The following is a 25,155-nucleotide window of genomic DNA, read 5'->3' on the forward strand; positions in this document are numbered from 1 at the left end:
GTTGAAGGTCGTACTGGGAGGGATCAGGATAACCTGCTAGTTTAGCAGGAGCGCCCGGCTTGCGACTCGGCGGGCCGACGCCCACAACCGGCCCGGCACGAGCGGGCGTGCTCAACCCCGCGCCTCAGTGACGCTCTTGCAGCACCAGATGCGCCATGCCGTCCTCAGTGGCGATCCCCACGCGTGCGCCCACCGGCAACGTCGCCTTGACGCGGACGTGGCCGTAAGGCAATCCCGTCACAACGGGCACCTTGACCGTGCCGCGCAACCAGCGGACCACCGAATCCAGGCCATAGCCGTTGTCATGCGCGGCGAGCCGGTATTCGGTGAATCGTCCCAGCAGGATGGCATGCTGTTTTTGCAGTACGCCCGCATGCCACAACTGGGTCAACATGCGCTCGACCCGGAAGGGGTGCTCGGCCACATCCTCGAGGAACAGAATGCCACCCTCGATGTCCGGCAGGTACGGCGTACCCACCAGCGAGGCGACCATGGCGAGATTGCCGCCCCACAGAATGCCGCGCGCATCGACCGGATCGGCCTGCGGGGATTCAAAACTGAGGATCTCGAGCTCGCCGCCGAGGGTTTCCTGGAACAGGGCCTGGGTCAGGTCATCGACGGTCTTGCCGCCAAAATCGAATACCGCGGTCGGTCCCGCCAGGCTTTGCGCGCCCGTGCGCGCCAGCAGCGCGAGATTGAACACCGTGAAATCGCTCTGCCCGATAAAAGTCTTGCCACTGTCGGCGACGGCCCGCCAGTCGATCAGCGGCAGCAACCGGCTCAGTCCATAGCCGCCGCGGGTCGCCATCACGATCGGGTGCTTTTGCTTGAGGGCGCGGGCGATGCCGGCGAGGCGCTGCTTGTCGGTGCCGGCAAAGCGCTCATGCACCGCAAGCGCCGTCCGGTCGATCGTCACGCGGTAGCCCAGGGCGCGCAGGCGCTGCTGGGCCAGCCGTACGGTCTCCGGATCGCTCACCGCTCCCGAGGGCGAAATCAGATAGATGCCGGAGGGCTGCGCATGCGACCCGTGCGTTTCGCAGGCGTGTCCCGCGTGTTGGTGGGCCTGAGCGCCGGAGGCGGCCGTCGGAGAGCCGTGGTTCATGGGTGAAAGATCCTGTATCTGAGAAGAGAAATCGCCCCTGGGGAGGACGGTGGGCCGTGGGCGCAATGTCGGGGCGCCCCGCGCATCTGGAGGCGGCCCGGTGGCGGCGGACACCTCCTGCGCGGGCGCTGCCTGGCGCCGGGCTCGAAAAAATGCCCGCAGCAACTCGCCGCCCTCCCGGGCGTGCACACCGGCGCGCACCTTCGTGTGGTGATTCAGCCGCGGCTGCGCGTGCAAAGCGATCGCACCACCGCAGGCACCGGTCTTGGGGTCGTCGGCGCCATAGACGACCTCGGCCAGGCGCGCATGCAGCATGGCGCCCAGGCACATGGCACAGGGCTCGAGGGTGACGTACAGCCGCGCACCGGCGAGGCGATAGTTGCCCAGGGTCCGGGCCGCCGCCCGCAAAGCGATGATCTCGGCATGCGCGCTGGGATCGCAATCGGTAATCGTGCGATTATGGCCCGCGCCGACGAGCATCCCCTTGGCGTCCAGCACCACGGCGCCCACGGGCACCTCGCCCAGCGTCGCCGCCTGGCGCGCCAGCGTCAACGCCAGCGCCATGGCGCCATCGTCATCCAGCGGACCGGATGTGGCCGAACGGGCGGCCGCGGCCCCCGGGCCATCGCGCGTTTCAGCCACGATACATCCGCGTCCGCAACACTATTTTTGAAGCCAGGCTTTCAACCGCAGCCTCCAGCAACTGATAGAGTTCGGCGTCCTCGCCGAAGCGGGCATGATTCAGATTGGACACCCGCCCGTCCTCGATGAAACCCCAGGCGCGGCTGCGCTTTTCCTTGTGGCGCGGATCCCAGACGCCGAACGCGACCCCGCCCGAGCGGCGGATCAGGGAAAAGCAGGGAATATCGGTGTAACCGTCGCCGACAAAGATCATCTGTTCGAAGGGCACGCGCAATTTGTCGGCGTCCACCTTGCGATTGACCTCGAAGGGCTTGTTGCGCGATTCCTGGCCGAAAATACCCTTTTGGATGTGGAACAGGTAGCGGGTCTTATCGGTGAAGCTGACGATGCGACGTGGAAAATCAATGGCATCCGCCGAGTCATAGGTGAACTCCGAGGCCCAGATGTCGGTGAAATGCCTTGCGACCGGCGTACGGCGCAACACATCGCCGATGCCGCTGGAGATCAGGTAGAACTCGAGCTGGACCTGCGGATGCGCCTCATGCAGCCGCGCCCGCAGGCGTTCGAACAAGCTGTCGACCCCTTCGTGCAAGGGCAGCCGCTCGCCCCAGTCTTGAAGCCGCGCGCGAGTGATGGCGCCATGGCTTCCGGCGCGCGAGAGCTCGATCATGCGATGGAGGTAGGCTGGGACCGGATCCCAATCCTCATGCTCGAGCAGAGGGCCGACCTCGTTCTTCCAGAACGATGCGGCGTCGACGCCGATATCCTCCAGGAAACCCGAGGTACTGTCGGGCGCCAGCGTATCGTCGAAATCGAAAACCAGGGCCACTACGTCCGCCATATGCCTCAATCCTCCACGCGCGAACGCGCGCGCAATGCGGCCAGCACGCCCGGCAGCTCGTCGGGCAGATCCTGTGCGATCAATCCCGGGCCGAAGCCGGCGGCAGCCTGTCCATGCAGGTACACGGCGGCGCATGCGGCCTCGAAGGGCGCCATGCCCTGGGCCAAGAGGCCCGCGATACAGCCAGCCAGCACATCGCCCGTGCCGCCGGTCGCCAGTTCCGGCGGCGCATTGTCGTTGAGCACCGCGAATCCATTCGGGCGGGCGATGACCGTATCGGCCCCCTTCAGGACCAGCACCGCGCCGCTGGCGTGCGCCGCGGCTCGCGCACGCGAGAGTTTGTCGCCCTCGAGGCCCGGAAACAGCCGCGCGAACTCCCCTTCGTGGGGTGTCAGCACGCATTCGCCGTACAGGGCCTCGACCAGCAGATCCGGTGCCGCCGCAAAGCTGCTGATCGCGTCGGCATCGAGTACGCAGGGCCTGCGCGCGGACAGGACGGCCAGGGTCTGCGCCCGGGTGCGCGCCGAAACACCCAGGCCAGGGCCGACCAGCACGGCATTGCGGCGTTCATCGGCCAGGGCTTCGCCCAGCGCACCATCCTCGGGCAGGCGCGCCACCATCACGCTGGTCAATGCCCCGGCCTGGATCGGCCAGGCCGAGGGCGGCACGGCCAGCGTCACCAAGCCCGCGCCCATGCGCGCGGCGGCCTGGCTCGCCAGGCGACTGGCCCCCAGCATGGTGTCGCCGCCAATCACCAGGGCATGGCCCCGCCGGTATTTGTGACTCTCGAGAGTGGCCCAGGGATAAGATCCGATCCAAAGATCGGGATGGTTGGCCCGGCACCCGGCAGCGATGGCGTCCAGCACCGTATCCGGGATGCCGATGTCGGCACACAGCAATTCCCCGCACAGGGCGCGCCCGGGCATCAGCAAGTGTCCGGGTTTGCGGCGAAAGAACGTCACGGTGAGATCCGCCCGCACGGCTGCGCCCAGCGCCCGGCCGCTGGCGCCGTCCAACCCACTGGGCACGTCCACCGCGCAGACCGGCAGTCCGCTGCGATTGACCGCCTCGACCATGGCGAGGGTCGCGCCCTCGAGCGGGCGCGACAGGCCGGCCCCCAGCAAGGCGTCGATCACCAGTCCTGCATCATCCAGCGCGTCGGGCTTCATTGTCTCGAGCGGCCCGCCCCACGCCTGCGCGCACGCGGCGGCATCGCCGCACAGGTCTTCGAGGCTGCCCAGCAGCGCGACGCGCACCGGCCATCCCGCCTCGCGCAGACGTCGCGCCACGACGAAGCCATCGCCGCCGTTGTTGCCCGGCCCGCACAGCACGCAGGTCGGCAAGACCGGCCAGCGATCCATCACGGCATCGGCCACAGCCTTGCCAGCCGCCTCCATCAAGGACATCCCGGCAACGCCGCTCTCGACCGCCAACCGGTCCGCGACGGCCATCTCGGCCGGCGTGAGGAGCACATGGGGTCGGGCGTGGACGCTCACGACTCGTCCGCCGCCCGCTTGCGCAGCTCGTATTTCTGGATCTTGCCGGTCGAAGTCTTGGGCAACTCTCCGAACACGATCGTCCGAGGCGCCTTGTAGCCTGCCAGGTGGCGTTTGCAGTGCGCGATGATGTCTTCGACCGTCGCCGAGGCGTCCTTTTTGAGTTCCACGAACGCGCAGGGGGTTTCCCCCCAACGCAGGTCGGGACGCGCCACAACGGCGGCCGCCAGCACCGCTGGATGCCGATACAGCACATCCTCGATCTCGATGGAGGAAATATTTTCGCCACCCGAAATGATGATGTCCTTGCTGCGGTCCTTGATCTGGATATAGCCGTCCGGATACACCACCGCCAGATCACCGCTATGGAACCAGCCGCCGCCCAACGCCTCGCGCGTGGCCTCGGGATTCTTCAGGTAGCCCTTCATGCAGATGTTGCCCTGGAACATGATTTCGCCCATGGTCCGGCCATCGGCCGGCACCGCCTGCAAGGTCTTGGAATCCAGTACCGCGGCGGCCCGCTGCAGATGGTAGCGCACGCCCTGGCGGGCGTTGAGCTCGGCGCGCCGGCCGATGTCGAGCGCATCCCACTCCTCGTGCCTGGCGCAGACCGTGGCCGGGCCGTACACCTCGGTCAGGCCGTAGACGTGGGTCAGGTCGATGCCAAGGGACTCCATGCCCTCGATCATCGAGGCCGGCGGCGCGGCCCCGGCCACCATGGCCTGGATGCCCGGAGGGATGCTGGCGCGCAAATCCTGGGGCGCATTGACCAGCATGCTGTGGACGATGGGGGCGCCGCAATAATGAGTGACGCCGTGCTCGCGCATCAGTTCTACCATGGCCGTCGCGTCGACGCGGCGCAGGCAGACATTCACGCCCGCACGCGCCGCCACGGTCCATGGAAAGCACCAGCCGTTGCAATGAAACATCGGCAACGTCCACAGGTAGACCGCATGCTTGGGCATGTCCCACTCGAGGATGTTGGACACGGCATTGATCGCCGCGCCGCGATGGTGGTAGACCACGCCCTTGGGATTGCCGGTCGTGCCGCTGGTGTAGTTGAGCGAGATCGCATCCCATTCGTCCTCGGGCATGCGCCAGGCCCAGGCATCGTCGCCGCCGGCTAGAAAATCCTCGTAGTCGGTCCCGCCGATGATGCCGCCCTCGCCTGTGTAAAAGGGGTCGAAAACCTCCACCACCTCGACCGGCTGGGCGTTCTGGCGCAAGGCCAGCGCCTCGCGCATCACCCCCGAAAATTCGCTATCGACGATCACCATGCGCGCCTCGCCGTGATCGAGCATGAAGGCGAGCATTGCGGGATCCAGTCGGGTATTGAGGGTATTGAGCACGGCGCCGGACATGGGCACGCCGAAATGGGCCTCGACCATGGCCGGCGTGTTGGGCAGCATCACCGCCACGGTGTCGCCTCGACCCAGTCCGCGAGCGGCCAGGGCGCTGGCCAGCCGGCGGCAGCGCGCATACAGCTGCGCCCAGGTGAAGCGCAGTGCCCGCTCGCCTGTGCCATGGACGACGGCCAGGCGCTCGGGATAGACCTCGGCGGCCCTCTCCAGAAACAGCAAGGGGGTCAGGGCTGCGAAATTTGCGGGGGTCCTGGGTAGGTCCTGCTCGAAAATATTGCCCATCCTGAGTCTCCTTGCCAGTCAAGTATGCCGCCATTTTATCCATGCCGCCCATTCCGCGGGCATCTGCACGGTTTTCAGTCGGCCAGCAGGCCGCCCGCGCGCCGCACCCTGCGCACGACGGCCGCGTCCACGCTGGGGGCGCCGCCGGGCGCCACCACCGCCAGCGCGCGGCGCGCCCGCGTGGCGCCGGTATACAACAACTCGCGGGTCAGGATCGGCCCGCCGCGCTCCGGCAGGACGAGGGCCACCTCGTCGAACTCGGAGCCTTGCGATTTGTGAACGGTCAGGGCGTAAACGGTCTCGATGTCGGCCACGCGGCCAGGCGCAATCCAGCGCACCTCGTCCGAGCCGTCGCCCCGTGCGAACGCGATCCGGATCTGGTGCTCCCCCGCACGGCCCGGCTCGGGCACGGCCAAGGCGACACCCATGTCGCCATTGGCCAACCCCAGCTCTCGCTGGTTGCGGGTCACGAGCACCGGCCGGCCCGAATACCACTCACCGTGGCCGGACGCGATCCAGCCTCGCGCACGCAAGCCCGCCTCGATACGTTGATTCAGGCCCTGCGCGCCCCAGGGGCCCTCGCGCACCGCACATAACACCTGAAACCGGCCGCGCGCCTCGAGCACGGCGCGGGCCCACCGGTCCACCGCCTCGGGCGTCGCCTCCTGCGGCGATGGCCCCGCGTCGACACAGTGGAGGTAGGCGCTATAGCCCCCAGGGGCGCCCTCGCCCGCATCCCGGTGTTCGCCGCAGAACAGGGCCTCGAGGCGAGGATCATCCGCCACGGACGGCATCAGGAACACGAGATCCGCCGGCGGGTCGTTCCGCAAGGCATGCACGGCGGCAACCGCCCCCCGATTGACGGCCACGGCAAACCGCCCGATGCCACTATCCACCGCGAAGCGACGGCTGGATCGCAGCATGACGACGGCCTGGTCCAGCGCTGCTCCGTGCGGGTCGCGCTGTGCGGCGGGAATATCCTGCCCGGTCAAGTCCGCGATGCGCGCGCAGCGCGCCGGCGTGTAGTGGCCCCGTTCGGCCCGGGCGCAGAGTTCGCCCAGAACCGCACCGGCCTCGACCGAAGCGAGCTGGTCCTTATCGCCCAGCAAGATCAGCCTCGCCCCCGTCGGCAAGGCCGCCAGCACCGCATCCATCATCTCGAGGTCCATCATCGAGGCTTCGTCGATTACCAGGACATCGGCAGGCAGAGGGTGGTCGGCGGTATGACGGAAGCCTCGGGTGTCCGGACGGCTGCCCAGCAGACGATGCAGGGTCTGCGCCTGGGCGGGGATCTCGGCCAGGACCGGCTGTACGAAGCCGGGCGCCGCCACGCGCAGGCGCGCCAGGGCCGAGCCGATCGAGTCGTTCAGCCGGGCCGCCGCCTTGCCGGTGGGTGCGGCCACGCAAACGCGCAATTCCGCCGCACCACCTTCCCGCGCCAGCCCCTGCAAGGCTGCCAACAGACACACGACGGTGGTCGTCTTGCCTGTTCCCGGGCCGCCGGTCACGACGCAAAAGGCGTGGTCCAGCGCGGTCGCGCAGGCGATCTTCTGCCAGTCCGTGCCACCTCCGGGCGTCGGCGGGAACAAGGCATCGAGCCAGGCGCGCGCGCGCGCCGGATCCGCGGCCATACCGCTGTCCACCGTCAACCGCTGGTCGATCTGTGCCCGCACACGGCGCTCCGCCCGCCAATAGCGGGCGAGGTACAAACGATGATCGCGGCGCACGAGCGGCTCGGCGCCCTCCCCCCCACCGGCGAAACCCGAGCGGTCCAGCGCCTGACGGCAGGCTGCCAGCCCGTCGCGCTCGAGCGCACGCGCCATGGCCGCCAGGCCCTGGGGGCGGGCATCGCCCAGGGCCAGCGTATCGACAGCGGCGTCGCATAGGGCCTGCATGTCCAGGCAGACATGTCCATGCCCGAGCTGGGCGCTGCACCAGATCGCCAGCCACACGGCCAGGTCCGGCGCCTCGGGTGCGCGCTCGGCCAGGAACCGTCCGAACGCCACGTCGAGGCCGCGCAGCGCCCCCGCCTCATGCCAGGCGCCCACCTGCGCCCAAAGTGCCGCGCGGTCCCCACCGGCCGCGCCCCACTCATCGAGTGAACCCCCCGTCACCGGTCCGCCTCCCGTCCGTCGAACAACGCGTCCAGCCGTTCGATCAGGCTGCGCGCCGGGCAATCGGCAAACAAGCCTTGCCCCGGCGCATCCAATCCACGCAGGAACATGTAGACCGCCCCGCCGACATGCCGGTCGTAATCGTAATCCGGCAGCCGCGCCGCGAGCTGGCGGTGCAGAGCGAGCACGTACAGAACATACTGCAGGTCGTAGCGGGCGGCCAACATGGCGGCATGCATGGCCGCGGGGTGATAGGCCGCGGCGTCCGGCCCCAGCCAGTTGGACTTGTAGTCAACCACGTAATACTTCCCGTCGTGCCGCAGCGTCAGGTCGATGAACCCCTTGAACATACCGTTCAGCCGCATCGCGGCCGCCGGTGGCCGGGGTGCGGCATCCAAGGTTGCGGCACTGACCAGCGCATCGAGGCGCCGGACGTCGACCCCCTCCACTGGCAGCCAGAACTCCATCTCTGGCAGCGTGACCTCCAGCTCGTCCAGGCGCAGCGCGGGAGCCTGCGCAAGCCCGGGTCGGAATTCGGTGCGCACATAGCGCAGCAGCCAGTCACACAGCGGATCGATCCAAGCCGACCAGCCCCGCACGGCACAGCGGCGCGCCACCACGTCCCGGACCTCGGCATGCTCCAGCGCGTCGAAACCGCGCCGCGCGGCCCATTCCAGCAAGCCGTGCAGGAAAGTCCCCGCCTCGCTGCCCCGGGGAAAGGCATGTAGGCCGGCAACATTGCCTTGGCTTGCGCTCGGCGGCATCCCGCCGTACGCGTCCGGCGCCCCGAGCGAATCGAACCGCCGGGCCTCCCGGTACACGTCCTCCTGCGCCGTGCGGGCCGCCGCCTGGGCCTCAGGCTCGAGCCGCAGGGCCGAGTAGCTGGAAATCCACCAGACGTGTTCGCGAGCGGCGCGGCGCGGCATGCGCGCCGCGCCCAAACCGCCCGGCGCCGCGAGCGGCGGGATGGCGGCCGCATCCACCGCCGCCTCGTCCCAGGCAATCGCGTCATGGGCCCGGGCCAGCGCCTCCAGGGCCTGTCGGGCGCCGCCGGGCACGGCACCCAGCACATGGCCCACGGCGCTGCCTTGATCGAGGTCGCGCAAGGGGCCCACGGCCATCCATACGGCGTGCCGTGCACGTGTCAGGGCCACATACAGTTTGCGCACATCCTCGGCCAGGCGCTCCCGCTCGAGCTGCGCCAGATCGTCCGGATCCGGCCACAGCACCCGCCGGCGCCCATCCGCCGCATGCAGATAGTAAGGTCCCCGGTCACCTCGCACGACACGCGCCCGGGCGGCAAACGGCAGGAACACCAGTGCGTACTCCAGCCCCTTGGACTTGTGCACGGTGACCACGCGCACCAGGTTTTCGTCGCTCTCCAGGCGCACACGGCGGGCATCGTCCCCACCGCCGGCCAGGGTGCCCTCGCATTGCTCGTCCAGGTGGCGCATCAAGGCCTGCTCTCCGTCCAGCCGCATGGCCGCTTGCTGCAACAGCTCGGCCAGGTGCAGGATGTCGGTCAGCACGCGCTCGCCTTCACGGCCATCGTTCAAGAGCCGCGCCGGGACACCGAAATCGTGCAACAGGCGCCGGACCATGGGCAGGACGCCGCGCTCGCGCCAGCAGGTGCGATAGTCCTGGAAACGCGTCACGACGTCCTCCCAGGCCCGCTCGCCGGCGACCAGGCGCTCGAGGGCTGGCCACGACAGGGCCAGCGACGGCGTGGCGAGCGCCGCGCGCACGGCGCGACCGTCCTCGGGATTGGCGCAGGCGGCCAGCCAATGGCGCAATTCCTCGGCCTGTGGCGTCTCGTATACCGACTCGCGCTCGGACAGATAGACGCTGCGCACGCCGCGCCGCGCCAACGCCTCGCGCACCCGGCCCGCCTCGGCGTGGGTATTCACCAGGACGGCGATATCCGCCGGCCGCAGCGCCTGCAGCTCCGATCCGCGCGCGAAACCGGCCATGCCACGAGCGCCCATCGACAAGAGACCGGCCACGCGATGCGCGCACCAGTCCGCGGCGCGCTCCTCGTAGTCCCCGGCGCCCAACGGCTTGTCGGGTGCCACGGCATCGATCCAGTAGATGCTCAGTGCCGGCGTCGGCGCGTCGGCGCGCCGCCAGTGCTCCTCGCGGCCTTGGGCACGGACCGGATGGAAAGCGATGCCTTCGGTTTCGCCCGGCGTCGGGAAGGCTCCGCCGGGCGCATGGGTGTCGGCATGGGCGAAGCAGGCATTGACCGCCGCCACCATGTCCAGCGAAGACCTGAAATTCCGGCCCAACGTGTGCAGCCGGCCCGCGCAGGCGCGCCGTGCACGCAGATAGGTATGAATATCGGCGCCACGAAAACCATAGATCGCCTGTTTCGGATCGCCGATCATCACCAGGCACAGCTCGGCGCGATTCTCGGCGATGCGATAGATTCTGTCGAAGATCCGATACTGGACCGGGTCGGTGTCCTGAAACTCATCGATCAGGACCACTGGATACTGCTCGCGCAGCACCTGCGCCAGGCGCTCACCGTCCGGCCCATCCAGCGCGGCATCGAGATGAGCCAGCAGGCCATCGAAGCCCATGCGGGCCTGGCGGACGAGTTCGCCGCGCAGGCGCTCGCCGATCCAGGCCAGTGCGTGGTCCGCAACCTCGGTCCGGCCGTCGGGCAGGCCGGACAGCGCGGTTTGCAGCCCCGCGAGGCGATCGCTCAGGGGATGGCTGGGTGCAGGCCCCGTCCCGCGCCATTTCTCGGCCATGTCCGCCGGGGACAGCCGCTCCCAGCCGGTCTTCAGGTCCAGGGCCTCGGCCGCGGGATCGCGCGCCCAGTCCCGCAAATCGCCAATCCAGCGCTGCCAGTTGCGTGCCGCCACCGGCCAATCCCGGCCCAGGGACTCCAGCCACAGTCCCAAGACATCGGCCCCTTCAATCCAGGGGGCCTTCAAGGCGGTGAGGCACCGGGCGCGGTGCTCGCGGGCCTCAGTCAGCAGCGGCCCGAGCGAGCCTGGCGCGGGCGCCTGCGGCGTCTCATCGTGCAGGGCGCCGCCCAGCGCCGCGTGCAGAGCGGCCGGGCCCGGCCACCAGGCGCGCACCTGGGCGGCTTGCGCCAGCTCGAGCGGCGCAACGAACAGGCGCCAGTAGTCCCATACGGCCTCCTGTTCGACTGCCCGCAGGTCTGCCTCCACTCGACGGTCGAAAAGGCTGCCGCTATCGAAAGCATGCTCCTGCAACATGCGTGCGCACCAGCCATGAATCGTGCCGATCGAGGCCTCGTCCATGGACTGCGCGGCCAGGTCCAAGACCCGGGCGCAAGCCGGCCATCGCGCCGGCTCGATGGCGGCGCGCAGCGCATGCAGGAAATCGTCGGCCGCCCCGCAGGCCGGCTCATCTTGGGTGCCGCCATAGAAATAGGCGGCCGCCTGCGCGAGCCGCGCGCGAATCCGGTCGCGAAGCTCGTGCGACGCCGCCTCGGTGAACGTCAGGACCAGAATCTCGGCGGGCAGCCGGGCGGCAAGGGGCGGATCGCCGTGCCCGAGAACCAGGCGCAGGTACAGGGCGGCGATGGTCCAGGTCTTGCCCGTGCCGGCGCTGGCCTCGATCACCTGGCTGCCGCGCAGGGGAAAGGTCAGCGGATCGACGGGCGGGATGTCCAGGGAGCGGCTCATGAGGCTTCCGTCCGATCCGGCATGGCCTCATGGACGGTGGCGATCGCATCGCTCAGGCCGCCGTACAGGCATCGTGCCCACCGTTCAAAGCCGCCATCCGCGCTGAACGCCGCGAAATCCGGATAGGCCCTGCGCAAGTAGGGGTCCCGTTCGAGCGCCCGGGCGTGGCAGGCCTCCGCCTCGATCCAGGAGCGATGATCCCGCCGGGTGGAGGCGCCGCGCCGCAGCCAGATCACCGCGCAGTCCGCCGTGACGGGCAGGGGCGCGCACATGCCACGGGCCCACCCCCGCAGCAGGTCGTCGAACCACGCCCTGGCAAGCACGGGATCCAAGGGCTCGAAGGCCGCGCTGCCCTGAGGACTGAAGACCAGTGTCGTCAAGGCCTGGCCATCGAGGTGACCTGCCAAGTGTGTCACCCACGCCTCGATCAGGGCGCCCGGCCGATAGGCGCGGTCCTTGACCAGGTGGCTGGCCTGCAGCCAGAGGCGCGCGCGTTCGCCGGCGGCGTTCCAGCGGATTCCGTCGAGAGAATCACGTATCTCTAAAGTATATCTATCATCGACTGTCGTCCGATGCCACAAGGCCAGGGCAGACCCATCGGTCAGCGGCCAACGCCGGCACGCCGCCTGGTAGCCTGACAGCAGGGTTTCGAACCCTTCGTACAGGTCACCGGCGGCCAGTACCCCCAGGCTGCCCGCCGCCAATACCCCGGAGCGGCGCATGGCCTGCACACGCGCCTCCAGGTCGGGAACCGGGTCTCTTTCCAGGCGTATGGACCGTGCGGCCGTCGTCAGCAGCGTATCACGCAGGCTCCAGGCGTCCAGGCCGTCGATTTCATAAGGCTCGCGATCATCGCTGCGGCGCGTATCGCGTTCGAAGGAAACCCCCAGGCGGTCCTGAAAAAATCGCCGGATCGGGTGGCGCAGGAAACGCCGCAGGCGATCGAGGGACAGCGGCTCCTCGCGCGCCGGAAAGTCGAGCATGCCGGCAGACGCCCACAGGCCCGACGACACCGCCTCGTCCCGCGCCTGCCGCCATTCCCTGGCGTAGGTGAACAGGGCACCCGCTCGGGATGGCGGTTCGACCGGAAAATAGCGGCTGCTGAACGGCTGCAGGGGATGCCGGCAAGTGAGCGCCTCGGACACCGCAACGCCCTCGCCTGCGACCAGCCGCCATCCCGCATCCAGATGATCCCTCAACTGCGCCACCAGGACGGACGGCGGCAGCGGCGTATTGTCTTGAATGCTCCGACCCACCCAGGATATGTAGAGCTGGTCGCGCGCCGACAGCAGGGCCTCGAGGAATAGGTAGCGGTCGTCTTCCCGACGCGAACGGTCGCCGGGTCGGTAGCGCCCGGCCATCAGATCAAAATCGGCCGGCACTTGGATGCGCGGATAGGCGCCATCCTGCATGCCCAGCAGACAGACGCGCCGAAACGGGATGGCGCGCATCGGCATCAGGGTGGCAAACGTCACCGCCCCGGCAAAGAAACGCTGCGACAGCGCCTCCTGGTCGAACTGGGCCAGGCAGTGCTCGGCGGGGATATCGGCAGGCATGGCCTCGTCCAGCCCGGCGGCCTCGCAGGCCTCGAACCAGTCCTGGGCCGACTCGCGAAAGCGTTTGAGGGTGTAATCGTCCTGCTCGTCCTCGGCGAGGAACAGATCGGCCTCCAGATCCAGGAACCGCCGCAGCCACTGGGCCGGCGTGCCGGGGGCGGCAAACATCCGCCAATGACGCTCGAGGGCGCCAACCAGCGCTTCGAGGGGCCCCAGCAGGGCCGCATCCAGGCCCGCGGGCTCGCCGTAGGGCTCAACCCCACGCCAGGCGGGCGCGTCCGGCCCGGTGGCATAACCCAGCAGCATGCGCCGCAGTCCGAACCGCCACGTGTGCGGCGCGGCACCCTCCTCGCCCAGCTCCTGGAACCCCCAGTCCGCGCGGTGTGCGGCGTTCAACCCCCAGCGGATGTTCGAATCGGCGATCCAGGCATGCAGAGTCGGCAGATCCTGCTCGCGGATCCCGAAGCGCGCGCGCACGGCCGGCACGTCCAGCCATTCGAAGACGTGACTCATCCCCACACGCAAGCCTGGGAGCATCAGCAATTGCTCAAGCGCGAGCACCAGAGGATCGGCCCGGCGCTGGCCCCGATCGGCCAGCGCATAGGGGATGGCGCGTGCATCATCAGCCTCGTAGAGGCCGAAGACGGCCTGGACGTGGGGTGCATAGGCCTCGATGTCGGGCACCATCACGATGATGTCCCGGGGCCGCAGCGTCGGATCGCGATCGAATGCGTCGAGCAGCCGGTCATGCAGAATCTCAACCTCGCGCTGGGGGCTGTGGGCGACGTGAAAGCACAGGGATTCGTCGGCAGCGGGATCGACCGCCGGCCAGCGCGCGCGGGTCTCGGGCAGGGGGCGCAGGTCGCACACATCGTCCTGCAATTGCTGCAGCACGGTCGCGCGCGCCAGCGCCTCGCCCTCCAGCCGCTCAAAGGCATCGATGCGCCGGTGCAGCGCCGCGAATGCGGGGCGGTAGCCTTCCCGAGCGTGCGGATCGTCGAAATCGTCGAGCATGCCGATGAAGTCCCGACCCTGCTTGCCCCAGGCGGCGAGCAGCGGATGCGCATGCTGGTGGATGACCGCCTCGTCCAGGATCTCGGGCATGCCTGGCCGGCGCGCCTGGCGCCGGTAGCGGGCCCGCAGCAGGTCGCGATCCGGCACGATATCGGCCCAGAAGTGGGCGCACGGATTGTGCACGCACATGAGGATCTGGGACCAGCGCGCCAGCGCCGCCAGGGCCTCCAGTGCCTGGCCCGGCATCGCCGATATGCCAAATACCAGTATGCGGCGCGGCACACCGACGGGCCGCGCATCCAGCGCATCTCCCGCGGCGCGTCCCATGAAGGCCTCGTGGACGGCCGCACGGCCTAGAGGCCCCACGCCGCCGTCGACATCGGCAATCAGCGTCCTCCAGAGCGCCGGCTGCCATGCTTGTCCCGCCGGCAACGGACCGGGCCGCCCGCGTCCGTCGGTGACCTCGTCCCGCCCCCGCGCCCATGCATCGAGCCAGTCCGCCCGGTAGACCTGGTACTGGTCAAACAAGTCGGCCAGCCTTTCCGCCAATTGGAAACGCTTGCGCATATCCGGATCGTCGGCCAGGAAGCGCGCCAGGGGCGCATACGCCGGTTGGCCGACGACCTGCGGCAGCAGGCGCATCAAGCGCCAGACCAGGGCCGGTTTGTCCAAGGGCGAGCGTTCCGGCACCAAACCGGGTCCAAGCACGGCGCGATAGGCGCGCCACAGGAAGCGCGATGGCAGCAGGAACTCGAGGCCCGCGGCGATGCCGCAGCCGGTGTCGTGCCGGGCCAGGGCGAGCCGCAGCCACTGCGCAATGCCGTTGCTGTGGACCAGCACGACCTCGTCCTCCAGAGGCGCCAGCGGTTCGTGCCGCAACCAGGCCACCAGCACGTCGCGCAATTGCTCGGCCCTATTGCCGTGCACCAGCATCAGGCCCGGTGTCAGTTCCTCCACAGGCTTCCCGTCGATGATCCTCAGACCTTGCATCATACCGCCGCACGGCCTCCCGCCCATGCGGTTCGACCCCCACCGCCCGGGGCGGAGCACACCCGCGGCAGCCACCGCATCCCTTTCGGGCATCCGGCTTAGCCAAACGGGGCACTAGGGGTATCCTATAGGGGCGAACGAAGGCGCCGCGCGCCGCACAACCCAGACCGAGATCACCGTGAACACCCCAAGCCCAGAAATCGTAAAGACCGGATATCCGACCGCCGCCACGCTGGCCGAGCTTCAGGCCAACCTCGCCGACATCCACATGCGCATCGCCGCCGCCTGCGAACGCGCGGGCCGCGCCACCGATACCGTGCGCCTGTTGCCCGTGAGCAAGACAGTGGACGAGGCGCGCATCCGCCTGGCTTATGCCGCGGGCTGCCGCGAGCTCGGGGAAAACAAGGTCCAGGAGGCCTACGGCAAATGGGAGGCCATGTCCGACCTCCAAGATCTGAAATGGGCCGTCATCGGGCACCTGCAGACCAACAAGGCCAAGCTCGTGGCCCGCTTCGCCCACGAATTCCAGGCGCTCGACAGCCTGCGCGTGGCCGAAATCCTGGATCGCCGTCTACAAGACGAGGGCCGAGCGCTGGATGTCTTCGTGCAGGTCAACACCTCGGGCGAGGCCAGCAAGTTCGGCTTGGCGCCCGACCAGGCCCTCGACTTCGCGCGCGCCCTGCCCGCCTTTTCCTCGCTGCGCGTGCGCGGCCTGATGACGCTCGCCCTGTTCTCGTCGGACGAGCGCCATGTGCGGCCCTGCTTTCAACGGTTGCGCGACCTGCGCGACCGCTTGCAGCAGGACGCGCCGTCGGGTGAACGCTTCCAGGAGTTGTCCATGGGCATGTCCGGCGATTTCGAGTGGGCAATCGAGGAAGGTGCGACGATCGTGCGTGTCGGCCAGGCGATCTTCGGCGCGCGCGCACTGCCCGACAGTCACTACTGGCCCGAAGGCAAGCGCGGTGCCGGCTGAGCCTTCAGCTCAACCGGCAGGGGGACGAGGCATGACGGCTCTGGCATGGCGGTTCCCCCGCTGGACACGCGGGCTGGCGGCCGGCGCGGCGCTATTGTTGGCCGCCTGTGCCGGACCGGGGACGCCGATGGGCGCCGCGCCTGGCCCGCGCATCGACCCGGCCAAGCGGACCGAGGTGGTCATGACCGCGCTCAGCCTGCTGCAATCCAATTACCACTACGGCAGCGCGCGGCCCACCCGGGGGTTCGACTGCAGCGGCTTGGTGAAATACGTGTTCGACACCGCCGCCGATACCCCCCTGCCCCATAACACGGCACAGATCGCACAGCTCAGCCGCCCGATCGCGCGGGATCACTTGAGGCCCGGGGATTTCGTTTTTTTCGATACCCTGGGGCAATCGAATTCGCACATGGGGATCTATATGGGGGACGGCCGCTTTATCAATGCGCCCTCGACGGGTGGCCGGGTGCGGATTGATACGCTGGACAATCCATACTACCGTCGACATTTCGAATCGGCCCGGACATTGTTCGTCGAGTAGAGCCCCTCAAGGCGGCACAAGGCGCTCTTGAGTCCATCAATCAACCGGCAGGCACTGCGACCTGGGGACGGCGTACAGCCCGCCCCTGGCGGGGCGGGCTGTCGAGGTGACGAGGGCGGGATCAGGAACGGGAGGACTTGTCGCCGCGATGCATGCCGCGAGGGCCGCGCTCGCGTAATTCGACGAGTTTTTCACGTTGTTCGGGGGTCAGCACCGCCAGGAACTTCGCGTGCTTTTGCGCCCGCAGCAGGGCAAGCTGCGCCTGTGCCTTGCCCAGATCCTGCGCCAGGCTCTGGGCTTGGGCCTCATCGAAGGCACTCGCGCTGCTGAGCTCGCGCAGCTTGGTCGCCGCGGCGCGCTCGGCCTTGCGCTGGTCGTAGAGCGCCTGGGCCTGATCCTGGCGGATCTTGAAAATCTGGTCGCGCTGGGCCTCGGTGAGGTCCAGGGCGCGCATCGCGTGGCCAGGCATACCATGCTCGCCTCGCGCGCTGTGATGCATGTGCTTGCCTTGCGGGGCGCAGGACGCATTGCCTGGCTGAGCGGACGCCGTCAGCGGCAGCGCGAGGGAGGCGGCCAGCGCCATGGAGGAAATCGCGAGGAAAGTTTTGGTCTTCATGTGGATGCTCCTTGTGTTGATCGGGACCGTAAACCCACCGATCCGCGATGGACACAGATTACGCACACACTGGGGCGGAAAAGTGAACGAAAGATGGAGAAACTGTGAACCCCACGCGGGCCGGTTCCGCATCCAGGGCATCAACGCGGGTCCGCGTCCTCGGCGGCCTGCAGGTCCAGGCGGTAGCCCACGCCATAGACCGAGCGGATCAGGTCGCTGTCCGGCCGGATGGCCGCGAGTTTGCGGCGCAGGTTCTTGACATGGCTGTCGACAGTGCGATCGGTCACCACCCGATGGTCGTCGTACAGGCGGTCCAGCACCTGATCGCGGGAAAAAATCCGGCCCGGCGCCGATGCCAGCAGAGCCAGCAACCGGAACTCGACGGGCGTCAGCTCGAGCGCCGTGCCATCGAGCAGCGCTCGGTAGGCATCCTCGTCGATGAGCAGCCCCGCCGCGCGCGCGGCGCCCTCATCGCCGGCCGCCGCGCCTTGGCGGCTGCGCCGCAGGACGGCCTTGACCCTGGCCACCACCTCGCGCGGACTGTAGGGCTTGCAGATATAGTCGTCGGCCCCGAGCTCCAACCCCAGCAGGCGATCGATCTCCTCGACCCGGGCGGTCACCATGATGATGGGCACCGCGCTGAACGCGCGGACCTCGCGGCATACGTCCAGACCGTCTTTGCCGGGCAACATGAGATCCAGCAGCACCAGGTCCGGCGACCAGTCCCGCACCTCGCGCGCCGCCTCGAGCCCGTCGCCCAGGCAACGCGCCTCGAATCCGCCAGCCTCGAGATAGACGCGCAGCAGATCGGCGAGCTTGGGCTCGTCTTCGATCACCAGCACCCGATTGGAATTCACAGCGGCCCTCCGGCGGGGAAATCGAACTCGAGGCGCAGACCACCCAGGGACGAGCCCATGGCACGCGCCGTGCCGCCATGGGCCTGGACGATGTGACGACAGATGGCCAGCCCCAGTCCGGCGCCGCCATGCGCGCGGCTGCGCGAACCCTCGACCCGGAACAGGCGGTCGAAAATCCGTGGCAGAACCTCGGCGGGAACACCCGGAGCGCTGTCCTCGACGATCAGGCGCACGCCCGCGCCATGCGCCGGCTCGACCACGATACGAGCCTGGCCGGGGGCATCGGTGTAGCGCAAGGTGTTTTCCAAGAGGTTCGAGAGCAGTTGCTCGAGGCGGTGCTGATCGCCCTGCACCCACTGCTCACTGACCGCTTCGAGGCGCAGGTCGATGCCGGCGCGCGCGAACCGGTCGCGCAGGCCATCGACGACGCCGCGCGCGAGCGTCGCCAGATCCAGCGCCGCCATCCGATAGCTGAGCGCCCCGGCATCGGCCAGCGAGAGATCGTAGAGATCGTCGATCAGCGAACTGAGCCGCAATACCTCGTGCTGCAGCGAGGCGAGCGTGGCCGCGTCAGGCGCACGCAAGCCATCCTGCAGCGCCTCGATCTCGCCACGCAGCACCGCCAGCGGAGTGCGCAACTCGTGCGAGACATCGGCCATCAGGTCGCGGCGTAGACGCTCGTTGCGCTCGAGGCTGTTGGCCAGGCGATTGAAATCCTCGGCGAGACGCCCCAACTCGTCCCGGGTGCCCACCTGGACCCGGGTGCCGTAATCGCCGCCCGCCAGGCGGTGCGTGGCCCGGGCGATGCGCCGCACCGGCACCAGCAAGATCCGCGCCAGCATCAGGCTGACCAGGGCAGCCAGCAGGGCCGACAGGCCGACGATCACCCAAGTCGCGCGCAACTGGCGCGACTGGAAACGCTGGTCGATCTCGTCGTCCAAAACCATGGTCGGCGGCGGGGGGGTCACCAGCCACCCGATCACCTGGCCGTCCACCTCGAGGCGATGGCGCCTCTCACCCGCCAGGCTGCGCGGCCCGGCCAGCCATTCGCCCTGGGCATCGATCAGGCCAATCCTCGATGGCGGACCCCCGTGCCGGCGGTGGCCGAAGGGATCCCGCTCGTCGTGGCCCCCACCCCGGCTCGACAGACGCAGGCTGCGCCACCAGCGGTCACGGTCCTCGGAGAGGAACCGCCAGCCGCCGGCACGCACATAGTCTGCCTCAAGGACATCGGCCAGGCTGGACAAGCGTTGCTCCTCGCGCTCATGGATATAGTCGACGAAATCGTTCTGGAAACTGAACCGCACGGCCATGCCCATGGCCAGCGCCACGATGATGCAGCTCGCCAGTATCGCGAGGAATAGCTTGAAGGTGATGCTGGACTGCAATTATCCTGTCCTATCGAAATCCACGAGAATTGCGCATGACGCCCATCATATCCGTTTCGGGCCTGGACAAGGTCTACGCCTCGGGCCTGCGGGCCCTGGACCGAGTCAACCTCGAGATCCGGCGTGGCGAAATATTCGCCCTGCTAGGCCCCAATGGGGCCGGCAAGACTACACTCATCAGCATCATCTGCGGCCTGGTCAACCCCACCGCCGGCACTGTCATCGCCGACGGTCACGACATCGCCCGGGACTACCGCGCAGCCCGCGCCGCCATCGGCCTGGTGCCCCAGGAGCTCACCACCGATGCATTCGAGACGGTCTGGAACACCGTGAGCTTCAGCCGCGGCCTGTTCGGCAAGCCCAGGAACCCGGCGCACATCGAGAAAGTCCTGCGCGACCTGTCCCTGTGGGAAAAAAGAGACCAGAAGCTGCTCTCGCTGTCCGGCGGCATGAAGCGCCGCGTGCTGATCGCCAAGGCCTTGTCCCATGAGCCCTCGATTCTTTTCCTGGACGAGCCCACCGCCGGTGTGGACGTCTCGCTGCGCAAGGACATGTGGGCGCTGGTGCGCGCGCTGCGCGCCACGGGCGTGACCGTCATCCTCACGACGCACTACATCGAGGAGGCCGAGGAGATGGCCGACCGCGTGGGCATCATCAACAAGGGCCGGATCGTACTGATCGAGGATAAGGCCACACTGATGCGCAAGCTCGGCCAGAAAAAACTGATCGTGCGCCTGCGCGCACCACTTGGGGAAATTCCCGAGGCACTCACAGCCTGGCCCCTGGTCTTGTCGGAGGACGGCGCGGCCCTCGTCTACAGCTACGGCGCGAGCGACGCCGGCAGCGACGGCGGCCCGGGGCCATTGATCACCGCGCTGGGCGACATGGGTCTGGCCATCGCCGACCTGGAAACGACCCAGCTCACCCTCGAGGACATCTTCGTCGATCTGATCAAGGAAGCCGCATGAATCTGCGTGCCGTCAGCGCCATCTACCTGTTCGAAATGGCCCGAACCTGGCGCACGCTGCTGCAAAGCATCGTCGCACCCGTCATCTCCACCTCGCTGTACTTCGTGGTCTTTGGCACCGCGATCGGCACCCGTATCCAGCACATCGGCGACGTCAGCTACGGCGCCTTCATCGTCCCGGGACTGATCATGCTGTCGCTGCTCACGCACAGCATCTCGAACGCCTCTTTCGGCATTTACTTCCCCAAGTTCACGGGGACCATCTACGAGCTGCTGTCGGCGCCGGTATCGTACGTCGAGGTGCTGATGGGCTATGCCGGCGCCGCCGCGACCAAGTCCATCCTGCTGGGCCTCATCATCCTCGCCACCGCCGGCCTGTTCGTACCGCTGCGCATCGACCACCCGCTGGCCATGATCCTGTTCCTGGTGCTCACCTCGGTGACCTTCAGCCTGCTGGGCTTCATCATCGGCATCTGGGCGGACAATTTTGAAAAGCTGCAATTCGTGCCGCTGCTGATCGTCACGCCCCTGACCTTTCTGGGCGGCACCTTCTATTCCATCGACATGCTCCCGCCCTTCTGGCGCACCGTCACCCTGTTCAACCCGGTGGTCTACCTGGTGAGCGGCTTTCGCTGGAGCTTCTATGGCCTGGCCGACGTGAATGTCTGGCTGAGCCTCGGAATGACGATGGGATTTCTGGTCGCCTGCCTGGCGATCATCGCCTGGATTTTCCGGACCGGCTACCGCCTGCGAGTCTGAACCCGGATACAGGCTACACTGCGTGGCGTGCCGCCAGGCTGACTATCCGGGAGACACCATGCCACACACCGACGACACCCCCTTCGGGACGCTGATTCGACGTTGCGAGCCGCAATGGCTCGCCTATTGCCAACACGACTTCGTGCGCCAGTTGGGCGCCGGCGTCCTGCCGCGCGAGGCATTTCGCCACTACCTGCGGCAGGATTACCTGTTCCTCGTGCACTTTGCCCGCGCCTGGGGCCTGGCGGTCTACAAAAGCCGCGACATGGCCGAATTGCGCCAGGGGCTCGACAGCCTCAAGGCCATCGTCGACATCGAAATGGGCCTGCACATCGCCTACTGTGCCGAATGGGGAATCTCCGAGGACGAGCTCGCGCGGCTGCCCGAGGCCCGCGAAACGATGGCCTATACCCGCTATGTCCTGGACGCGGGCCACCGCGGCGATCTGCTGGACCTGCACGTGGCGCTGGCGCCCTGCCTGATCGGCTATGCCGACATCGCAAACTGGCTGACGGCGCAGCCCTTTACGGTACGCGGCAAGACAAACCCTTACGACGCCTGGATCGCCATGTATGCCGGCCCTGAATTCCAGGCGGCCGCCCAGGCCGAACGCCAGTGGCTGAACCAGCGGCTGGCGGGCCAGACGCCCGAGCGCCTAGCCGGGCTCGTCGAGACCTTCCGCGACGCCACGCGCCTGGAGGCCGACTTCTGGCAAATGGGGTTGACGGCCGCTGATCGCCTCTAGGGCAGGGTTCGCCGATGCGGCGGGCGGCGCGGATCAGCCCGCTGGGCGTGCACGCAAGTGGCTGCGCAGCCACTCGTGCCCGCTGACCATCAGAATACCCGTCATCACCAGGATCGCGCCGATCACGAAGCCAGCATCCAGCGGTTCATCCAGCAGCCAGACACCGAACGCGACCCCGAACAGCGGGGTCATGAACGACAGCACCCCGAGGCGCGAGGCCAGATAGGTCCGCAGCAACCAGAACCACACCAGCAGGCTGCCGAAAGCCATCAGCAAAGTCTGGTACAGCATGCTGGCGACCACCAGCGGCGTGGAGCGAATGGCGGCCTGGTCGGAAATGGCGGCCGCCGCCACCAGGATCAGCGCGGCGCCGATCAATTGGTAGAGCAAGGTGTGCGTCGTGGGCGCGTGGGCCAGCCGGGTACAGCGCAGCACCACCGTGGTCGCACCCCATGCGGCCCCTCCCAGCAATCCCAGCAAGTCGCCGATCAGCATATCTGTCGAGACCCCGCCCGTCGACGGGCCTCGATCATAGAAGGTCACGACAATGCCCAGGAAAGCCACCAGGATGCCGAGCCATTGGATGGCGGACAGGCGCTCGGCGGGCAGCCTCCACTGCAACCCCAGGGCGGCAAAGATTGGGGCCGTATACAGAAAGACCGACATGTGCGAGGCCGTCGTGTAGCGCAGGCCCTCGCCCACCAGCAAATACTCGACCGCAAACAGGACACCCACCAGAATACCGGGGCGCCACGAGCCGCCCGCCCAGTCGATCCGCTCGCGGCGCCAGCGGATCAACAAGGCGACCAGTATGACCGCAACGCACGAGCGCAGGCCGATCTGCATGATGGGCGCGATGTCGGTTGCCACCGCCTTGATGGCGACTTGCTGCAGACCCCAGACCAGGCACAGAACGACCATCAGGCCGCTTGCGCGGCCATCGATGGGCAGCGGCGTCCCCACCGGGGAGCTCATGTCGCCAAGACCCCCGGGGGGAAGGGAATCACAGCATCATCGTATGGCATCCACGGCCCGCGCCAGCGTATCGACGGTGCGCGCCACGTTGTGGAGCTTGTCCAGACCGAACAGCCCGATCCGGAAGGTCTTGAAGCCCTGCGGTTCGTCACACTGCAGCGGCACCCCGGCCGCCGCCTGGATGCCCGCCTGCGCGAACTTGGCGGTAGAGTGGATCCCATCGTCCTGGGTGTAGCTGACCACCACGCCCGGCGCCTCGAAGCCCGGGGCCGCGACGCTCTTGAAACCCTTTTCACTAAGCATGGCACGCACCGCATCGCCGAGCGCCTGCTGCTCGCGACGCACCTTGTCATAGCCATAGGCTTCGGTCTCGGCCATCACGTCGCGCAAAATCCGCAGGGAGTCAGTGGGCAAGGTCGCATGGTAGGCATGGCCGCCGTTCTCGTAGGCCTCCATGATCTGCAGCCACTTGCGCAGATCGCAGGCGAAGCTGGTGCTGACGGTCGACTCGATTCGCTCGCGCGCCAGCGGGCCGAGCATCACCAAGCCACAGCAGGCCGACGCCGTCCAACCCTTTTGCGGCGCGCTGATCAGCACGTCGGCCCCCACCTCACGCATGTCCACCCAGATCGTTCCCGAGGCAATGCAATCCAGCACAAACATGCCGCCCACCGCGTGGACGGCGTCGGCGACCCGCCGCATGTAGTCGGTGGGCAGCATGATGCCTGACGCCGTCTCGACGTGAGCGGCGAAAACCAGATCGGGCCGGCCCTCGCGGATCGCCGCCTCGACGTCCTCGATGGGCGGCGGCGCAAAGGCCGCCTGCGCCCCCTCGTGGAGCGGCCGCGCCTTGAGGACCGTGGTCCGCGCCGGGATGTCGCCGGCATCGAAAATCTGGCTCCAGCGGAAGCTGAACCAGCCGTTGCGTATCACCAGGCAGTGTTTTCCGGTGGCGAACTGGCGGGCGACGGCCTCCATGCCGAAGGTACCGCTGCCGGGAATCACGATCGCCGACTGGGCACCGTAGACGGTTTTGAGCGTATGCGAGATGTCCTTCATCACCCCCTGGAAGGTGCTGGACATATGGTTGATGGCGCGATCGGTATAGACGACCGAATATTCGAGCAGGCCATCGGGATCGACGTCGGGCAGCAAACCGGGCATGGGGCTTCTCCTGAAAGAGGGACTTGCGGACGATTGTAGATCATCGAACCAGCGCGCCGCGCCGCGCGCGGCCTCAGCGCCGCAAGGGCGAGATTCCGATGATGCCGCCCTGCGCACTCTGGGCCAGCTTTTCCCCCAGAAAATCCAGAAACGAGCGGGGCGCGGGCGCCATCCCGCGCCGCGACGGATACACCGCATGCACGATGCCGGGCGCCAGGGACCACTCGGGCAGCACACGCTCGAGGCGGCCTCGCGCCAGATCCTCTTGGCACATGTAGTCGGGCAGCATGCCGAAACCGACGCCGCCCAGGACGGCGAAGCGCACAGTGACCAGATCGTCGGCCGCGAACACGGGCCGGCACGTGATCGCGTGGCGCTCGCCAGTCGGCTTGTAAAGCCGCAGCCGGAAACCGCCGTCGATTCCCGACATCCCGACCGCGGCCATTTCCGCGAGGTCCGAGGGCGCGCCCGGGCGACCGCCGCGGTCCAGCAGGCCCGGTGCGGCCAGCAGCAGGCCATGACTGAGCCCGAGCTGCTTGACGATCACGCTGCCGCTGTCGCCAAGGTCGCTGCGCACCCGCAAGGCGATATCCACGCCCTCCTCGACCAGGTCGACCACGCGGTTGCTGACCTGCATATCCAGTCTGACTTTGGGATGACGCGCCAGATATTCGGACAGCAGCGGGCCGATGACGGTCTGGGCGAGGGTGACCGGGCACACCACCCGCAAGGTACCGCGCGGCTCGGAACGAACCTGGGCGAGTTCGGCCCACGCCTGCTCGGCCTGGTCCCGCACCGCGACGCAATGCCGGAGATACTGTTCACCGGCGGCGGTCAGGGACAGCTTGCGCGTCGTGCGTTGCAGCAGCCGCATGCCCAGCTCAGCCTCGAGCCGGGCGATCCGCCGGGATAGACGGGACTTGGGCAGACCCAGTGCCCGCGCAGCGACCGCAAAGCCGCCGCGCTCGGCCACCTCGGCGAAGTAGCGCATATCGTTCAGATCTTGCATCGCTAATTACTGATATAAACAGAACAATGTATGTATTTTACTGCTACTTATCAAATATTTATGCCTAATGGATAATACCTATCACTCAATCATCGACGCTATTT

General features: G+C 67.8%; 18 protein-coding genes and 1 pseudogene. 5 read left to right on the forward strand and 14 right to left on the reverse strand.

The genetic code is table 11. The features are described 5' to 3' along the window. Positions 1-124: 124 nt before the first annotated feature. From ABS761_RS06860 to recC, 8 genes and pseudogenes are all read right to left on the reverse strand, one after another. Positions 125-1,102 (reverse strand): LD-carboxypeptidase, encoded by a 978-nt coding sequence (locus ABS761_RS06860; protein WP_350407495.1) that lies wholly within the window; start codon positions 1,100-1,102, stop codon positions 125-127. A gap of 126 nt (positions 1,103-1,228) precedes the next feature. Beyond that, positions 1,229-1,744, reverse strand: a pseudogene (gene tadA, locus ABS761_RS06865) (tRNA adenosine(34) deaminase TadA); the annotation flags it as partial. Next, complete coding sequence (locus ABS761_RS06870; protein WP_350407417.1) at positions 1,737-2,585, reverse strand: HAD family hydrolase; 849 nt, start codon at positions 2,583-2,585, stop codon at positions 1,737-1,739. The gene ABS761_RS06870 and the pseudogene tadA, both read right to left, overlap by 8 nt. Positions 2,586-2,590: 5 nt before the next feature. Then, on the reverse strand, positions 2,591-4,081 hold the full coding sequence (locus tag ABS761_RS06875; RefSeq protein ID WP_350407418.1) for an NAD(P)H-hydrate dehydratase: 1,491 nt from the start codon (positions 4,079-4,081) through the stop codon (positions 2,591-2,593). After that, the gene (locus ABS761_RS06880; protein WP_350407419.1) at positions 4,078-5,724 is read right to left on the reverse strand and encodes an acyl-CoA synthetase; all 1,647 of its coding nucleotides are present in this window, start codon (positions 5,722-5,724) and stop codon (positions 4,078-4,080) included. Before ABS761_RS06880 ends, ABS761_RS06875 begins: the two co-directional genes overlap by 4 nt. 74 nt (positions 5,725-5,798) lie before the next feature. Next, entirely contained in the window at positions 5,799-7,838 is a 2,040-nt protein-coding gene (gene recD, locus ABS761_RS06885) for an exodeoxyribonuclease V subunit alpha (protein WP_350407420.1), read from the reverse strand. Next, the gene (gene recB, locus ABS761_RS06890; RefSeq protein ID WP_350407421.1) at positions 7,835-11,497 is read right to left on the reverse strand and encodes an exodeoxyribonuclease V subunit beta; all 3,663 of its coding nucleotides are present in this window, start codon (positions 11,495-11,497) and stop codon (positions 7,835-7,837) included. The genes recD and recB overlap by 4 nt, the downstream gene beginning before the upstream one ends. Next, positions 11,494-15,060: an exodeoxyribonuclease V subunit gamma gene (gene recC, locus ABS761_RS06895; RefSeq protein WP_350407422.1), complete on the reverse strand. Its 3,567-nt coding sequence runs from the start codon at positions 15,058-15,060 to the stop codon at positions 11,494-11,496. Before recC ends, recB begins: the two co-directional genes overlap by 4 nt. A gap of 175 nt (positions 15,061-15,235) precedes the next feature. Here recC and ABS761_RS06900 point away from each other — a divergent pair, with 175 nt between their 5' ends. Both ABS761_RS06900 and ABS761_RS06905 read left to right on the forward strand, forming a co-directional pair. Then, a complete protein-coding gene (locus tag ABS761_RS06900) occupies positions 15,236-16,030 on the forward strand; it encodes a YggS family pyridoxal phosphate-dependent enzyme (RefSeq protein ID WP_502881394.1) in 795 nt (264 codons plus the stop codon). 31 nt (positions 16,031-16,061) lie between these two features. After that, positions 16,062-16,571, forward strand: coding sequence for a C40 family peptidase (locus ABS761_RS06905; RefSeq protein ID WP_350407424.1), 510 nt, complete (start codon positions 16,062-16,064; stop codon positions 16,569-16,571). A 121-nt stretch (positions 16,572-16,692) separates the two neighbouring features. On the opposite strand, the gene ABS761_RS06910 is transcribed toward ABS761_RS06905, so the two are convergent. The 3 genes from ABS761_RS06910 to ABS761_RS06920 all read right to left on the reverse strand — a co-directional run bounded on the left by ABS761_RS06910 (position 16,693) and on the right by ABS761_RS06920 (position 19,432). Then, a complete protein-coding gene (locus ABS761_RS06910; RefSeq protein WP_350407426.1) occupies positions 16,693-17,187 on the reverse strand; it encodes a Spy/CpxP family protein refolding chaperone in 495 nt (164 codons plus the stop codon). A gap of 140 nt (positions 17,188-17,327) precedes the next feature. Continuing rightward, positions 17,328-18,044: a response regulator gene (locus ABS761_RS06915; protein WP_350407427.1), complete on the reverse strand. Its 717-nt coding sequence runs from the start codon at positions 18,042-18,044 to the stop codon at positions 17,328-17,330. Further along, the gene (locus ABS761_RS06920) at positions 18,041-19,432 is read right to left on the reverse strand and encodes an ATP-binding protein (protein WP_350407428.1); all 1,392 of its coding nucleotides are present in this window, start codon (positions 19,430-19,432) and stop codon (positions 18,041-18,043) included. The genes ABS761_RS06915 and ABS761_RS06920 overlap by 4 nt, the downstream gene beginning before the upstream one ends. A 35-nt stretch (positions 19,433-19,467) precedes the next feature. Between ABS761_RS06920 and ABS761_RS06925 the strand changes: the two genes are divergently transcribed. The 3 genes from ABS761_RS06925 to tenA are packed head-to-tail and all read left to right on the forward strand — an operon-like array spanning position 19,468 to position 21,903. Beyond that, the gene (locus ABS761_RS06925; protein WP_350407429.1) at positions 19,468-20,400 is read left to right on the forward strand and encodes an ABC transporter ATP-binding protein; all 933 of its coding nucleotides are present in this window, start codon (positions 19,468-19,470) and stop codon (positions 20,398-20,400) included. Then, positions 20,397-21,158, forward strand: coding sequence for an ABC transporter permease (locus ABS761_RS06930; protein WP_350407430.1), 762 nt, complete (start codon positions 20,397-20,399; stop codon positions 21,156-21,158). The genes ABS761_RS06925 and ABS761_RS06930 overlap by 4 nt, the downstream gene beginning before the upstream one ends. A gap of 58 nt (positions 21,159-21,216) precedes the next feature. Beyond that, positions 21,217-21,903, forward strand: coding sequence for a thiaminase II (tenA, locus tag ABS761_RS06935; protein ID WP_350407431.1), 687 nt, complete (start codon positions 21,217-21,219; stop codon positions 21,901-21,903). Positions 21,904-21,936: 33 nt separating this feature from the next. On the opposite strand, the gene ABS761_RS06940 is transcribed toward tenA, so the two are convergent. The 3 genes from ABS761_RS06940 to ABS761_RS06950 all read right to left on the reverse strand — a co-directional run bounded on the left by ABS761_RS06940 (position 21,937) and on the right by ABS761_RS06950 (position 25,051). Next, a complete protein-coding gene (locus ABS761_RS06940; protein WP_350407433.1) occupies positions 21,937-22,878 on the reverse strand; it encodes a DMT family transporter in 942 nt (313 codons plus the stop codon). A 36-nt stretch (positions 22,879-22,914) separates the two neighbouring features. Beyond that, positions 22,915-24,042, reverse strand: coding sequence for an aminotransferase class V-fold PLP-dependent enzyme (locus ABS761_RS06945; RefSeq protein WP_350407434.1), 1,128 nt, complete (start codon positions 24,040-24,042; stop codon positions 22,915-22,917). Positions 24,043-24,115: 73 nt separating this feature from the next. Further along, positions 24,116-25,051, reverse strand: a complete 936-nt coding sequence (locus ABS761_RS06950; protein ID WP_350407435.1) for a LysR substrate-binding domain-containing protein — start codon at positions 25,049-25,051, stop codon at positions 24,116-24,118. Between the last annotated feature and the right edge of the window lie 104 nt (positions 25,052-25,155).

Source organism: Castellaniella sp. GW247-6E4 (assembly GCF_040276065.1).
GTDB lineage: Bacteria > Pseudomonadota > Gammaproteobacteria > Burkholderiales > Burkholderiaceae_B > Castellaniella.